Annotated in this window: 11 protein-coding genes, 1 tRNA gene and 1 other RNA gene; 11 read left to right on the plus strand and 2 right to left on the minus strand. The window is 64.1% G+C overall.

The features are described from left to right. The first annotated feature begins 77 nt into the window (after positions 1-77). Positions 78-1,180, plus strand: a protein-coding gene (locus DKT77_RS14290; protein ID WP_109810157.1) for an IS3 family transposase whose coding sequence is annotated in 2 segments (ribosomal slippage) — positions 78-339 and positions 339-1,180 — 1,104 coding nt in all. Because the reading frame shifts where the segments join, the coding sequence is not laid out codon by codon here. Beyond that, on the plus strand, positions 1,177-1,665 hold the full coding sequence (locus DKT77_RS14295; protein WP_238547914.1) for a site-specific integrase: 489 nt from the start codon (positions 1,177-1,179) through the stop codon (positions 1,663-1,665). The genes DKT77_RS14290 and DKT77_RS14295 overlap by 4 nt, the downstream gene beginning before the upstream one ends. A 39-nt stretch (positions 1,666-1,704) precedes the next feature. On the opposite strand, the gene ssrA is transcribed toward DKT77_RS14295, so the two are convergent. Then, positions 1,705-2,051: a transfer-messenger RNA gene (gene ssrA, locus DKT77_RS14300) on the minus strand. A 92-nt stretch (positions 2,052-2,143) separates the two neighbouring features. On the opposite strand from ssrA, the gene mbfA reads away from it, so the two are divergent. Next, positions 2,144-3,121, plus strand: a complete 978-nt coding sequence (mbfA, locus tag DKT77_RS14305) for an iron exporter MbfA (RefSeq protein WP_109812363.1) — start codon at positions 2,144-2,146, stop codon at positions 3,119-3,121. Between the two features lie 59 nt (positions 3,122-3,180). On the opposite strand, the gene DKT77_RS14310 is transcribed toward mbfA, so the two are convergent. After that, complete coding sequence (locus DKT77_RS14310; RefSeq protein WP_109812364.1) at positions 3,181-4,230, minus strand: extracellular solute-binding protein; 1,050 nt, start codon at positions 4,228-4,230, stop codon at positions 3,181-3,183. A 209-nt stretch (positions 4,231-4,439) separates the two neighbouring features. On the opposite strand from DKT77_RS14310, the gene DKT77_RS14315 reads away from it, so the two are divergent. From DKT77_RS14315 to DKT77_RS14350, 8 genes are all read left to right on the plus strand, one after another. Beyond that, the gene (locus tag DKT77_RS14315; protein WP_109812365.1) at positions 4,440-5,429 is read left to right on the plus strand and encodes an MDR family oxidoreductase; all 990 of its coding nucleotides are present in this window, start codon (positions 4,440-4,442) and stop codon (positions 5,427-5,429) included. A gap of 70 nt (positions 5,430-5,499) precedes the next feature. Further along, positions 5,500-6,921, plus strand: a complete 1,422-nt coding sequence (locus tag DKT77_RS14320) for a cryptochrome/photolyase family protein (protein ID WP_109812366.1) — start codon at positions 5,500-5,502, stop codon at positions 6,919-6,921. 66 nt (positions 6,922-6,987) lie between these two features. After that, positions 6,988-8,199, plus strand: coding sequence for an SAM-dependent methyltransferase (locus tag DKT77_RS14325; protein WP_109812367.1), 1,212 nt, complete (start codon positions 6,988-6,990; stop codon positions 8,197-8,199). Between the two features lie 84 nt (positions 8,200-8,283). Then, on the plus strand, positions 8,284-9,348 hold the full coding sequence (locus DKT77_RS14330; protein WP_109812368.1) for an NUDIX domain-containing protein: 1,065 nt from the start codon (positions 8,284-8,286) through the stop codon (positions 9,346-9,348). 58 nt (positions 9,349-9,406) lie between these two features. After that, positions 9,407-10,438, plus strand: a complete 1,032-nt coding sequence (locus tag DKT77_RS14335; protein WP_109812369.1) for a cysteine synthase A — start codon at positions 9,407-9,409, stop codon at positions 10,436-10,438. A 4-nt stretch (positions 10,439-10,442) separates the two neighbouring features. Further along, positions 10,443-12,884, plus strand: coding sequence for a mechanosensitive ion channel family protein (locus DKT77_RS14340; protein ID WP_109812370.1), 2,442 nt, complete (start codon positions 10,443-10,445; stop codon positions 12,882-12,884). 105 nt (positions 12,885-12,989) lie between these two features. After that, positions 12,990-13,934 carry a DUF4394 domain-containing protein gene (locus DKT77_RS14345; protein WP_109812371.1) on the plus strand — a complete coding sequence of 315 codons (945 nt, stop codon included), beginning with the start codon at positions 12,990-12,992 and terminating at the stop codon, positions 13,932-13,934. 106 nt (positions 13,935-14,040) lie between these two features. Continuing rightward, positions 14,041-14,130: transfer RNA gene (locus DKT77_RS14350), tRNA-Ser, on the plus strand. Positions 14,131-14,371: the final 241 nt, after the last annotated feature.

Consider the following 14,371-nt stretch of genomic DNA (forward strand, 5'->3'; position numbering starts at 1 on the left):
CTGCCCCCTGAAAACTGGACCGTTTGAAGCTGGAGTTTTCGGCTAATCTTTCCTGGCTGGGAGAGGAGCGGAAACGCATGAAGGCATCGAAGTTCACGGAGGCGCAGAAGGCGTTCATCCTGAAGCAGGGGGAGCAGGGAACGCCGGTCGCGGAGATCTGTCGCAAGGCGGGGATCAGCCAGGCGACCTATTTCAATTGGAAGAAGAAATATGGCGGGTTGCTGCCAGACGAGATGCGCCGGCTGAAGGCGCTTGAGGACGAGAACACACGGCTGAAGAAGATCGTCGCCGATCTGACCCTCGATCGGGAGATGTTGCAGGACGTGATCCGCCGAAAGCTCTGAAGCCTGGGCGTCTGCGAGAGATCGTGACCGGGATGTGCGTCGACTGGGGCGTGTCGATCCGGAAGGCCTGTGGGGCCATCTGCCTTGACACGTCCAGCTACCACTACAAGTCCCGGCGGACGCATCAGGCTGCCGTCGAAAGGCGGATCAGGGAGATCTGCGAGACGCGTGTGCGGTATGGCTATCGCCGTGTGCATGTCTTGCTTCGGCGAGAAGGTTGGATCATCAACATGAAGAAGACGCGCAGGATTTACAACGAATTGGGGCTTCAGCTGCGGAACAAGCACCCGAAACGCCGGGTGAAAGCGAAGCTGCGCGAGGACCGCCAGGAAGCGGTCGGCCCGAACGATGTCTGGGCGATGGACTTCGTTCACGACCAACTCGCCATGGGCAAGAAGCTCCGCATCCTGACCGTGGTGGACACCCATTCCCGGCTCTGTCCAGCGGCTGATGCCCGCTTCGCCTACCGCGGCGAAGACGTCGTGCAAACACTGGAGAAGGTCTGCGCCAAGATCGGCTACCCGAAGACCATTCGGGTCGATAATGGCAGCGAGTTCATCTCCCGTGACCTCGACCTCTGGGCCTATGCCAACGACGTCACGTTGGACTTCTCGCGACCGGGAAAACCGACCGACAACGGGTTCATCGAGGCGTTCAATTCGAAGCTCCGCGCGGAATGCCTGAACGCGCACTGGTTCATGAGCCTTGCCGACGCCCGCGAAAAGCTGGAAGATTGGCGTAGACACTACAACGAAGACCGACCTCACAGCGCGATCGGATACAACATCCCGATGGCCATGCATTATCCCGATGGCGTCACCAGCCCGTCATCGTGAGACAGCCGGAAAAATCCAGCTTCCGGCGGTCCAAGGTCGGGGAGCAGTGCATTGACGAGGGCGGCTTCAACCTGCCGCAGAAGAAAACAGGGGTGCAGCCGTGGTGCCCGATCTTCCCCGAATTGGAAGCCGAGATGCAGACTTGGGAGAAGCGGCCTGGGCCGTTCCTGCTGCAGGAGAGCGGGAAGAACGCCGGGAAGCCCGTGACCACAAATCAGATGTGGAAGATTTTCGACAAGGCGCGAGAGGCGCACCCGGAGCCTGAAGGCGCGGTGTGGCATGGTCTGCGCGCCAAAGCAGTGATCCGCCTTCGGCAACATGGATACACGGGACAACAAATATCCGACATGGTGGGAATGTCGGTAGAGATGATCGAACGCTACAGCCGGTACGCAGACCGGAAGGCGGGCGGTCAAGCTGTCCTGCGAGACCTAAAAGAACGCAAGCAGGACAAAACTGTAAAACAATGGAAAACTGTAAAATGAAAGGAGCGGAAAATCAGATGCTTAGCTCTGAAAAAGTAAAGTGCAGGCTTCTGTTGCCAGGTGCCTGCGGACCCCGCCTTACGCTGCTAGGCGCAAGGGCTTAAGTTTCGGTCTTGCTACTGCTTACGCAGCAACTGCAACCGGAGCACGATTGTCATTTGCAATTGTACTTTTCGGACCGATAACGGTGGTACCTCACCGAGCGAAAGCAACCCCTTTAGACGTCCGTCGATCCTGTTTCGGCCCCATCTTCCGCAAATGACGGAGTGTTGGTGGAGCCGCCGGGTACCGCCCCCGGGTCCGAGCCGCTTATTACGAGCGCGTTTATCGCCATAGTTCCGAAGAACACTGCAAAGATAGGCAAGCCGGGCGCGTTGTGCAAGCGGGCTTGCGCGCGCGCAGACCCGGATCCAGTGTGCTCTTGAAAACATGGGCCGCACAGTTTAGAACTGTTCTAAACTAATCAAGCAGGTTCCCGATGATCCATTTCCTGTCCAGCAAGCGGCGCTTTTCCGATCTCTCCGAACAGGAGGTCCTCGCGCTTGCGATTTCCTCCGAAGAGGATGACAGCCGCATCTATCGGGGCTTTTCCGCCCGGTTGCGGGAAGAATTTCCCGCCAGCGCCGCGCTGTTCGACGGTATGGCCGCCGAGGAGGAACAGCACGCGCAAAGACTGATCGCGCTGCACAAGGCCCGGTTCGGGAACGACATTCCGCTGATCCGGCGCGAACATGTCGCCGACTACTACAATCGGCGCCCCGTCTGGCTGTCGCAGGCCCTGTCGATCGAAGACATTCGTGCGCAGGCCGAGATCATGGAACGCGACGCACAGCGGTTTTACGAGGTCGCGGCGCAACGCAGCCGCGATGCCGATACCCGCGCGCTGCTGAACGAATTGGCGGCGGCCGAGGCGGGGCACGAAACCCGGGCCGGCGAGTTGGCCGAACAGCACCTCACCGGCGATGCGCGCGCGGCCGAAGACGATACCGCGCACCGCAAGTTCCTTCTGACGTGGGTGCAGCCGGGCCTTGCGGGGCTGATGGACGGGTCGGTCAGCACGCTCGCGCCGATCTTCGCCACCGCCTTCGCCACCCAGGACCCCTGGACGACTTTCCTTGTCGGGCTTGCCGCGTCGGTCGGCGCCGGTATTTCCATGGGCTTCACCGAAGCCGCGTCCGATGACGGGCAACTGTCGGGGCGGGGCGCTGCGTGGAAGCGCGGGGTTGCGTCAGGGGTGATGACCACCGTTGGAGGGCTGGGGCACGCGCTGCCCTATCTGATCCCGCATTTCTGGACAGCGACGATCATTGCCGGGATCGTGGTCTTCATCGAACTCTGGGCGATCGCCTGGATCCAGAACCGCTATATGGAAACGCCGTTCCTCCGCGCGGCGATGCAGGTCGTGCTGGGCGGTGCGCTGGTGCTGGCGGCGGGTATCCTGATCGGCAGCGGCTGAGCGGCTGGGCTTTTTCGCGCGTCGCCGCCGCCGGAGCGTCCCGGCGGCGGCCTGCCGGATCAGAATCCGGCCTTGATCCGTTCGAAATCGGTGATCATCTTCTCGCGCAGCGGAATTTCCATCGGCACCTGGTACAGCACAGGCGCGTCGATGTCGCTCAGCCCGATCTCTTCAAGCGTTTCGCTTCCAATCTGGGCCATCGCCTCGGCATTGCCGTGGCCGTATCCCCATTCCGACGTGATGTATTCGGTAACCGACGCATCGAGGAAGCTGTTCATGAAGGCGTGCGCCTTGTCTTCGCTGCCCGGCCCGTCGGCGAGGTTCACATAGCCGCAGGCGAACATGGACGAGCCTTCCCTTGGCTCGCGCTCGAAGCCGATCGGCAGGTCGGCAGCGACCAGTTGCGCGGGGGTCTCGCTCCAGGCCCACGAGATCAGCACCTCGCCGGTGCCCATCAACTGGCCCAGTTCCGCGCCGTCGTTCCAGTAGGTGCGCACGTTCGGATGCACCTCGCGCAGCCAGTTGCTGGCGGTGTCGATGTCGGCCTCGGTCGCTGTCGTCCAGTCCGAGATGCCGGTCGCGAGGAACGCCAGCGCATAGATGTCATCGACGTTGTCGGGTAGCGAGATGCGGCCCGCCCAGGTCGGGTCGGCGAAGACCTGCAGCGTTTGCACGGCGTCCTGCGGCACCTCTTCGGTGTTGTAGGCGATCGCGGTCGATCCGATATGGCCGGGGATGAAATAGACCGCGCCGTCGATCACGAAGCTGGGGTTGGTCTTGTAGACCTCGGCCACCTTTTCGTAGTTCGGGATCTTGGACACGTCCCACGGTTCGATCAGCCCGGCCTCGCGCCACTTCTGCACCGATTGCGGGCACGGCTGTGCCACATCGGCACGAAAGCCCGACCGCAGTTTCTGAAAGGCCTCTTCTTCTTCGCCGAAGAAGGTGTAGGTCGGATGCTCGCCGTAGATTTCGGCATAGGGCATCGAGAACCCGTCCTCTTCGAAGCCCGACCAGTCGAAGACCAGAAGCTCGGGATCGGCCGCGAAGGAAGGCAGCGCCGCGGCGATCAGCGCGGACGTGCCAAGAAGGCGGAATTTGGTCTGCATAGGCTCCCTTTCGTGTGAGGTTCGGCGCAGATTACGGCCGCCCGGAGCGCCACTCAAGCGGAGCTTGCGGTCCCGGATAAAAGGTTGGCGCACAAAGTGTGCCGCGGGGTTCCTTCTGCCGCGAATATGGGCCAAGCAGGGGAACATGCCGCGGCGAGGCGGCACGGGGACCAGCACCGAAACCAAGACACGCAAGAAGGGAAACCGCGATGTTCCGCGCGATGGTTGTAGAGAAGGACGAGGACGGCAAGACTCACGCCGCGATGCAGCAGCTTGACGAGGCGCGTCTGCCGGACGGCAACGTGACCGTCGCGGTGGAGTACTCTACCGTCAATTACAAGGATGGGCTGTGCCTCGGGCCGGGCGGCGGGCTGGTGAAGACCTATCCGCACGTGCCGGGTATCGATTTTGCGGGCACGGTGTCCGCATCGGACGATGCGCGCTTCGCGGTGGGTGATCCGGTGGTGCTGAACGGCTGGCGCGTGGGCGAGATCCGCTGGGGCGGCTATGCCGAAACCGCGCGTGTGGACGGCGACATGCTGGTTCATCTTCCCGATGCGATCACGACGCGGCAGGCAATGGCGATCGGCACGGCTGGCTATACCGCTATGCTGTCGGTGATCGCGCTGGAAGATCACGGGCTCGTGCCGGGGGCGGGGCCTGTGCTGGTCACGGGCGCGGCAGGCGGGGTCGGGTCGGTGGCGACCGCTATCCTCGCCAAGCTGGGCCACGAGGTGGCGGCGGTGACCGGGCGCCCCGAAACCGAAGGCTACCTGCGCGATCTCGGCGCGACCCAGATCGTTCCGCGCGAGCAGATCAACGAGACGGTCAAGCGGCCGCTTGAGGCCGAAAGCTGGGCAGGCTGCATCGATGCGGTCGGCGGGCCGATGCTGGCGCGCGTGCTGGGGCAGATGAAATACGGCGCGTCTGTTGCGGCGGTGGGGCTGGCCGGCGGGGCAGGCCTTCCGGCCACGGTGATCCCGTTCCTGCTGCGCGGCGTGAACTTGCTGGGCATTGACAGCGTGATGCGGCCCCATGCCGACCGGGTCCGTGCCTGGGAACGTCTGGCCGCCGACCTGCCGATGGACAAGCTGGAGGCGATGGTCGTGCCCGCGACGCTGGACGATCTGCCGAAACTTGGCGCGGACATCCTGAAAGGGCAGGTCCGCGGTCGCGTCGTGGTGGATGTGCGCGCGTGATCGCGCCGCTTGACCGGGCGCGTTGCGGGCTATCTCCGGTCAAGACAGAACAGGACGCGACACAACCGGAATGACTGACACCGCCCCGACGATCTGGTGGGTCCGCCGCGACATGCGGCTGACCGACAACCCCGCCCTGTGCGCGGCCATCGACCGGGGCGGCCCGGTGATCCCGGTGTTCCTGTTGGACGAGGTGCATGACGGCTATGGCGCGCTGCCGCGCTGGCGCATGGGGCTGGGTGCCGAGGCGCTGGCGGAGGCGCTTGAGGAACGCGGCAGCCGACTGGTGCTGCGGCGCGGGGATGCGTTGTCCTGCCTGCGTGCGCTGGTGCGCGAAACGGGCGCGCGCGGGGTGGTCTGGACGGTGCTGGTGGACCCCGATGCGAAGGCGCGCGACAGTGCCGTGCGAGCCGGGCTGGAGGAGGACGGCACCGAGGTGGTGCGCAAGACCGGACATGTGCTGTTCGATCCCTGGACGGTCGAGACGAAGACTGGCGGCTGCTACCGTGTCTACACCCCGTTCTGGCGCGCCGTGAAGGACCGTGACCTCGACGCGCCGCTGCCCGCACCCGGCAAGATCCCGGCCCCCGACACCTGGCCGGACAGCGCGCTCGTCGCCGACTGGGGGCTGGAGCGCCCGATGCGGCGAGGCGCGGATGTGGTGCGCCCGCACTTGACGGTGGGCGAGCGCGCGGCGCAGGGCCGTCTGGGGGCGTTCATGGCGCAGCGCGTGGACGACTACGCCGCCGCGCGCGACATCCCCTCCCAAACCGGTACCTCGCTTCTGAGCGAAAACCTGACGCTGGGCGAGATCAGCGCGCGCACCTGCTGGCACGCCGGGCTGGAGGCGCTCCGGCAGGGCAAGGCCGGGGCGGAGACCTTCCTGAAGGAACTCGTCTGGCGCGACTTCGCACATCACCTCGCCTATCACACGCCGCAACTGACCAGCGGCAACTGGCGTCCGGAATGGGATGCCTTCCCCTGGAACACGGATGCAGATCACCCGCATGTACGCGCCTGGCTTCAGGGCCGAACCGGCATCCGCTTTGTCGATGCCGCCATGCGCGAGTTGTATGTGACCGGCTACATGCACAATCGCGGCCGGATGATCGTCGGCTCGTACCTGTGCAAACACCTGATGAGCCATTGGAAGATCGGCCTGCGCTGGTTCGCGGACACGCTGCGCGACTGGGATCCTGCGTCGAACGCGATGGGCTGGCAATGGGTGGCCGGCAGCGGGCCGGACGCCACACCTTATTTCCGGGTGTTCAACCCGGTCACGCAACTGGACAAGTTCGACAAGAACCGCGGCTACGAGGGGCGCTGGATCGCCGAGGGGCGCGCGCGCCCCGATCCGCTGGCTCTTGCCTATTTCGACGCCGTTCCCGCCGCTTGGGGCCTGACTGCACAGGACCGATACCCCGATCCGGTGGTCACCCCGGAGGATGGCCGACGCCGCGCCCTTGACGCGTATGAGAACCGCACGTTTTGATCTGAAACCGAGACACGGGTTGCGACGTATATTCTGTGACCCCAACCAAGCAGGCACACATCACGCATGACGATTTTTCACACCACCGACGGGCAGGAGGGCCTTCCCCGCTACTTCGCCTCGGTTTTCGCGCAGGCCCGGCAGATCCGCTCCGGCCGTCTGGATCTTGCCTTGCCCGACGGACGGGTGTTCCGGGTCGAGGGCGACGCGCCCGGCCCGGTGGCCGAGGTGACGGTGCACAACGCCGACCTGTTTGCGCGGCTGCTGCGCGACGGCGATCTCGGGTTTTCCGAAGCCTACATGGACGGTTGGTGGTCCACCCCCGACCTTCAGGCCTTCATGGACATGGTCCATGACGAAGCCGATCACATGCTCGATGGATTTCCGGGTATCGGGTTCGTGCGCGCGTACGAACGGTTGCGGTTCTGGCTGCAATCCAATTCCAAGCGGCAGGCGCGTCGGAACATTGCGCATCACTACGACCTCGGAAACGACTTCTACAAATTGTGGCTGGACGAGACGATGACATATTCGTCGGCCATCTTCAGGACCGGGCAGGAAAGCCTCGATGCCGCGCAGACCGCCAAGTACGCCAGCATGGTGGACCGGATGGGGGCGCAGCCCGGCGATCATGTTCTGGAAATCGGCTGCGGCTGGGGCGGTTTCGCAGAATACGCGGCGCGCGACCGCGGTTTGCGCGTGACCGGCCTGACGATCAGCCGCGAACAGTTCGACTATGCGACCGCGCGGGTGGCTGCCGCCGGTCTGTCGGACCGTGTGGACATCAAGTTGCAGGATTACCGCGACGAGACAGGGCGCTATGACGGCATCGCGTCGATCGAGATGTTCGAGGCGGTGGGCGAACGTTACTGGCCGCTTTATTTCAAGGTTCTGCGCGATCGGCTCAAACCGGGCAAGGCGGCAACGCTGCAGGTCATCACGGTAGAGGACCGGCGCTTCGAGAGCTATCGCAAGCAGGTCGATTTCATCCAGAAATACATTTTCCCGGGTGGCATTCTGCCTAGCCCGTCGGCGTTGCGCCGCGAGGTTGAGGCAGCGGGGCTGAGCGTGCTCGGCTCCATCGAGTTCGGGGAAAGCTACAGCCAGACTCTGCGCCGCTGGTCCGAGACCTTCAACGCCCGCTGGGACGAGGTCGCAGGCATGGGCTTCGACGAGCAGTTCAAGCGCATGTGGGACTATTACCTGACCTCCTGCGCCGCCGCATTCCGGTCAGGCGTGTGCGATGTCACCCAGATCACGGTGCGCGCCCCGGCCTGACCGGCGCCCGGCGCGGGAAAGCGGGTGGCCTTTTACGGCGGGCTTTGCGATGCAGGTCCTGCCCCCGACCCGTGAGGACCGCCCATGCCATTTCTTCTGCTGCACCCGTTCGATGACCCTGCCATCTTCGCCGCCGTCACCGGGCTGGACCCGTCAGCGCTGACACCGGCGCGCCTCGCGGGCGGGGTTGACGAAGGAACTGTCGGTGCGTTGGCCGAGGTGGAGGGCGAGCCTGCGCTGGGTCGCCTGCTATTCTATGCCGCCGTACACGGTGCTGCGGTCGATCCCGGCACGGCGCAGATGCAGGATGGCGCCTTCGTGGCTGCGCGCGTAGTCGCGCCGGGGCCAGAGCCGTTGGCTGGCCTGGACGTCACCGCGCCGCTGACGGAGCGCTGGCTGGCGATCTGGCGCGAGGCCGCAAGCGAGATCCTTGATGCGATTGGCACGCAGGACAGCGATCAGGTGCAGGAGCGGCTGGGCATGATCTGGTCTCGCGCCGACTCGCGGTTGCGTGGACAGGCCTCGCGCCGCACGCCGCTGGGCGGTCTGGACCGGCGCAACCTGCGCATACGGTCGCGGACGCGTCCCTACGCAGGGTTCTTCGCAGTGGAGGATTACGTCTATTCCCATGACCGCTTCGATGGAACAGACAGCGGACCGCTGGACCGCGCTGCCTTCATCGGCGGCGACGCCGTCACGGTGCTGCCTTATGACCCCGTCCGTGACACGGTGCTGGTGGTGGAACAGGTGCGCGCCTCGGCGGTTGCGCGGAACGATCCGTCACCCTGGCTGATCGAACCTGTTGCCGGACGTATCGATCCCGGCCAGTCCGTCGAGGAGACCGCGCGCCGGGAGACGCTGGAGGAGGCCGGGTTGACCCTTGGCGCGCTTCACAGCATCGGCGAATATTACCCCAGCACGGGCGCGTTCACGGAATACCTTTACAGCTTCATCGGCATCGCGGACCTGCCCGAAGATGCGGCCGGACTGGGCGGGCTCGCCAGCGAAGCCGAAGATATCCGCGCCCATGTCATGCCGCGTGCCCGCCTGATGGAGCTGATCGCGGCGGGCGAGGCGCCGGTCGGCACGCTTCTGGTTTCGGCCTTCTGGCTCGCGCTTAATGTCGACCGGTTGCGCCAGTCCGGTTGAAACCTGCCGCGCTGCTGCCTAGACAGGCAGAACCACGCGCCGCTGCGGAGAAAACGAGATGACCATCTACACCGACCTTGCATCAGCCGTCGGGCACACCCCTCTGATCCGCCTGAACAAGGTAAGCGACGCGACCGGGTGCGAAATCCTCGGCAAGGCGGAATTCATGAACCCGGGTCAGTCGGTGAAAGACCGCGCCGCGCTTTACATCATACGCGACGCCGTGGCGCGCGGCGCACTGGAGCCGGGCGGCACCATCGTCGAGGGCACCGCGGGCAATACCGGCATCGGGCTGGCGCTGGTTGGCGCGTCCATGGGATTCAAGACGGTGATCGTCATTCCCGAGACGCAGAGCCAGGAAAAGAAAGACATGATACGCCTTGCCGGCGCCGAACTGGTGCAGGTCCCGGCGGTGCCGTATCGCAACCCGAACAACTATGTGCGTTATTCCGGCCGTCTGGCGGAGGCACTGGCCAAGACCGCCGCGCATGGCGCGATCTGGGCCAACCAGTTCGACAACGTGGCCAACAGGCAAGCGCATGTTGAAACCACCGGCCCCGAGATCTGGGAACAGACCGGTGGAAAGGTGGACGGCTTCATCTGCGCCGTCGGGTCTGGCGGAACGCTGGCGGGCGTGGCGCAGGCGCTTCAGCCCAAGGGTGTCAAGCTCGGCCTTGCCGATCCGGAGGGCGCCGCGCTTTACAGTTTCTACACCGAGGGCGAATTGAAGTCCGAAGGCAGTTCCATCACCGAGGGGATAGGGCAGGGGCGGATCACCGCCAATCTCGACGGGTTCACGCCCGACATGGCCTACCAGATCCCGGACAGCGAGGCACTGCCATACGTTTTCGACCTTCTGGCCGAAGAGGGCCTTTGCCTTGGCGGCTCGTCCGGCATCAACATTGCCGGCGCGGTGCGCATGGCCCGCGCGCTTGGTCCCGGCCACACCATCGTCACGATCCTGTGTGACTATGGAACACGCTACCAGTCCAAGCTCTACAATCCTGCGTTCCTGCACGAGAAGGGGCTTCCCGTCCCGACATGGCTGGAGCGTCACGACGCCGATCTGCCGACCGTTTTCGAAGACTGACATCATGATCCTGCTCACGCATCTTCGCGCGCGCTGCATCGCGCTTCTGTTCGCTTGCCTGCTGCTTCCAGGCGTAGCCACCGCACAGGTGGTGGACGACGCCTACATGCAGCAATGGGACTCGATGGTAGAGCGGGTGGACAGGGTGCTGGCTGCCAATATCGCCAACGATGCCACGCTGGAACGGCTGCGGCGGCAGGTCGCCGATTTCCGCGACAGCTTTCTGGCGGACGAGGGTGCCAACCGCAACCAGATAGACCGGATACAGCGACAACTCGACTCGCTTGGTCCCGCGCCGGCAGAAGGCGAAACCGAGCCGCAGGACGTGGCCGACCGGCGCGCGGCCTTGCAGGAGGAACTGACCCGTCTGCGCGCGCCGTCGCTGCGCGCGGGGGAAGCGTTCGCGGCGGCGGATGCGCTGGTCAGCGAACTCGACAACGAAATCCGCAATCGCAAGGCTCGGCAGGTACTTCAGCGCTTTCCGCTGCCGGTGAACCCCCTGAACTGGGAAGAACCGCTGCTCGAGATGAACGGCATCGCGCTGAGCGTTCCGGCAGAGGTGATCGACCGTCTTTCCGATCCCGAAACCCGGCGCGAGATCCTCGGAAACCTGCCCTCAGCGGCGCTGTCGTTGATCGGCGGGACGCTTATGGTCTTCCGGAGCAGGGCGTGGTCGGGGCGGATTGCGCGGCGGATCAACGCGATCCGCAAACCGGTGCCGCGAAAGCTGCTGCAGCTCGTGATCGTTTTGGCCGAACTGGCCCTGCCGTGGATCGGGCTGACGCTCCTCGTCGGCGCGTTGCAGTTGACGGGCATCTTCGGGCCCACGGGCACCACCGTCCTGCTCAGCGTTGTCGCCTTCGGGTTCTCGATGATCCTTGGCACCTGGCTTGTCGGGCAGTTGTTCCCGCGATCATCTTCGGAAGACTCCCCCTTGATGCTGGCACCGCGGCTGATGCCGAAAGCGCGGCGCATGGCCTATCTCATGGTCGTCACGCTCTCGATTTATCAAGGGTTGTCCCTGCTAGCGCAGCGCACGACGCTGGATACCCAGACAGCGGCTTATTCGGGCTTCGTGCTCAGCCTTCTGACCGCCTACGGCCTGTTCCGGTTGAGCCGCTTCTTCCGGCGCACCGTTGCGGAAACCCAAGGCGAGGCCTCTGACCGGGCCTTTGCCGAAGGGGTCGTGGCGGTGCTGGCGACTAGCGGGATGATCGCGTCGATCGTTGCCGTCGTCGCTGGGCTTGCCGGGTATGTCCTTCTTTCGCGGCAGGTGATCTATCCCGCAGCGGGCACCTTCTTTCTGTTCGGTCTTCTTGCGATGACGCAGAGGGGGTTCGCCGATCTTTATGCGGCGCTGGTCGGGCAGGCCCTTCCCGAGGGGGATGACAAGCAGGCATTGCGCGCCGAGGAGGGCCTCGTCCCGACTCTCATCGGTGTGCTGCTGGTTCTCGCCTCGCTGCCGTTCCTTGCGCTGATGTGGGGCGCCCGGGTCACCGACCTGTCCGAAGTTTGGAACCAGGTGCGCGGCGGCTTCATGGTCGGGGAAGTCCGTATTTCGCCGACGGAGTTCTTCACCTTCCTGCTGGTCTTCGTGATCGGCTATCTCGTCACGCGGCTGATACAGGGCGGGCTGCGCAACACGATCCTGCCCAAGACCAAACTCGATATCGGGGCGCGCACGGCCATCGTGTCAGGTGTCGGATATCTGGGGATCTTCCTTGCCGCGATCGCAGCCATAACCACTGCCGGCATCGACATGTCGTCCTTCGCCATCTTCGCCAGCGCTCTGGCGGTCGGGATCGGTTTCGGCCTGCAGACCATCGTGTCGAATTTCGTGTCGGGGATCATCCTGCTGATCGAACGGCCTGTGGCCGAGGGCGACTGGATCGAGGTCGGCGGCATCATGGGCACCGTGCGCAGCATCTCGGTGCGCGCTACGAAAATCGAGACCTTCGACCGCACCAGCGTAATCGTTCCCAATGCTGACCTCGTGTCCGGGGTGGTGACGAACTGGACACGAGGCAATTCCATGGGGCGGGTGATTGTGCCCGTCGGCGTTGCCTACGGCACCGACACGCGCTGGGTGGAGCAGATCCTGACCGAGATCGCGAACGCGCATCCAATGGTGGTTATCGCGCCGCCGCCATCGGTTCTGTTCATGGGCTTCGGCGCGGATTCGCTGGATTTCGAGATACGGGCCATCGTGCGCGACGTGAACTTCTCGCTTGGCGTGAAGTCTGACCTCAACCACGAGATTGCGCGCCGCTTCACCGAAGAGGGGATCGAGATCCCCTTCGCGCAGCGCGACGTCTGGTTGCGCAACCCCGAAACGCTGCAACCCGCGCGCCCGGCGCCCGGAAATGCAGATCCTTCGCCGCGTCCTCTGCAGGCGGACGAGGTGCCGGGCACAGACGGCGGCGACGGGGACGGCGACGCGTACTGAACGCCAAAAAAAGTGAAACGCCGCGAAACTATTATGAATGGACGACCGTGATTTGGATAGCCTCGCAACTGTGCGGGGCGAGTTCAACATGTAGGGACGTCTGACATGAAAAGCTCCGTAAACCTGATCCTTGCTGCCGGTCTTGGCCTTGCCGCAGGGCCACTTGCTGCCGCGACTTTCGGCTCCAACTCCGTGGTCTACTCGCTCGGCAACGAGGGAACGACACTTGTGACAATCGCCGCGCCGGGTCAGTCGATGCCCATTGGCGTTTCGCTCGACTTCGGCACGATGCCCCGGCAGTCGCTCGACGCGCTGGCCTACCGGCCCTCGACCGGGCAGCTCTATGGCTATGACAACGAAAGCGACGCTGTCTACCTCGTCAACCCGATGACCGGCCAGACCTCGCTCGTCGTCCAGCAGCAGGGTCTGACAAGCAACGACGATCTCGGGTTCGATTTCAACAACGTTTTGGACGCCGCGCGCATCGTGACCGCCGAAGAGGAGAACCGCGTGTTCTTCCCGAACACGATGCCGCCCAGCGTAACGACAGCCCCGACCGACCTGTTCTTCGTGGCAGGTGATGCGAATGCGGGCCGCAATCCGAATGTCGTGGCAAACGCCTACACCAATGCCGTCCCGATGCCGAGCAGCACCGAGCAGTTCGTGATCGATTCCGACTGGGACATCCTTGCGACGCTGGGCAACAACGCGGGCACGCTGAACACGGTTGGCGAGTTGTTCTTCAATGGAATGGCGTTCGACGTGACCGAGGATATCGGCTTCGATATCCTGTCGTTCTCGGAAGGCGACAACACCGCTTTCGCATTGCTGACCGAGCGCATGACCGGCGGACAGTCTATTTTCGAGGTGCCGCTGATGGCCGACATGAACGGTCGCGTCAATCTGAGCCTTGTGACGGAACTGAATCGCGACTTCGGCACTTTGAATGGTTTGGCAGTCGCTCCGGCGCCGGTGCCTGTGCCTGCCGCGCTTCCGCTTCTGGCCGCGGGCCTCGTCGCGCTCGGTTTCGCGCGCAGTCGCCGCGCCTGATCTTCCGTCGCCCTGCCGCAGTGCCGTTCCGGATCCCCGGGACGGCCTTTTTTCGTGCCGTAACCCCTTGCCCTTCCCCGATCCGCACGGGTAAGAGAGCCCTCACGGAGAGGTGGCCGAGTGGTCGAAGGCGCACGCCTGGAAAGTGTGTAGGCGGGAAACCGTCTCCAGGGTTCGAATCCCTGTCTCTCCGCCATATTTTAGCATTTTTCGGCGATCACGGCTCTAAAACCAAGGGGTTTGAGCGCAAGAGGCGGTTTGGGGCTCGGTGTTTGCTCCACAATTTGCTCCACATTTCGGCCCTTCGGTGACTGTGCTCGGGCGCTTGTGAGCCTCTGGCGCTCCGCTGCCGAGATGATGGGACTGCTCGCCTTTGTGGCTTTGCCGCCAATCACCTCTGCTGCCGACCGGGCGCTGCTCCGGTGCCCCTTGTGATG

The sequence above is a fragment of the Meridianimarinicoccus roseus genome, from assembly GCF_003172915.1.
In the GTDB taxonomy this organism is placed as follows: Bacteria; Pseudomonadota; Alphaproteobacteria; order Rhodobacterales; family Rhodobacteraceae; genus Meridianimarinicoccus; species Meridianimarinicoccus roseus.

Excerpts from the sequence above, each read along its gene's own strand:
- DKT77_RS14315 (WP_109812365.1), top strand. The coding sequence starts at position 4,440 with ATGTTCCGCGCGATGGTTGTAGAGAAGGACGAGGACGGCAAGACTCAC.
- DKT77_RS14330 (WP_109812368.1), top strand. The coding sequence starts at position 8,284 with ATGCCATTTCTTCTGCTGCACCCGTTCGATGACCCTGCCATCTTCGCC.
- mbfA (WP_109812363.1), top strand. The coding sequence starts at position 2,144 with ATGATCCATTTCCTGTCCAGCAAGCGGCGCTTTTCCGATCTCTCCGAA.
- DKT77_RS14345 (WP_109812371.1), top strand. The coding sequence starts at position 12,990 with ATGAAAAGCTCCGTAAACCTGATCCTTGCTGCCGGTCTTGGCCTTGCC.
- DKT77_RS14320 (WP_109812366.1), top strand. The coding sequence starts at position 5,500 with ATGACTGACACCGCCCCGACGATCTGGTGGGTCCGCCGCGACATGCGG.
- DKT77_RS14335 (WP_109812369.1), top strand. The coding sequence starts at position 9,407 with ATGACCATCTACACCGACCTTGCATCAGCCGTCGGGCACACCCCTCTG.
- DKT77_RS14340 (WP_109812370.1), top strand. The coding sequence starts at position 10,443 with ATGATCCTGCTCACGCATCTTCGCGCGCGCTGCATCGCGCTTCTGTTC.
- DKT77_RS14310 (WP_109812364.1), bottom strand. The coding sequence starts at position 4,230 with ATGCAGACCAAATTCCGCCTTCTTGGCACGTCCGCGCTGATCGCCGCG.
- DKT77_RS14325 (WP_109812367.1), top strand. The coding sequence starts at position 6,988 with ATGACGATTTTTCACACCACCGACGGGCAGGAGGGCCTTCCCCGCTAC.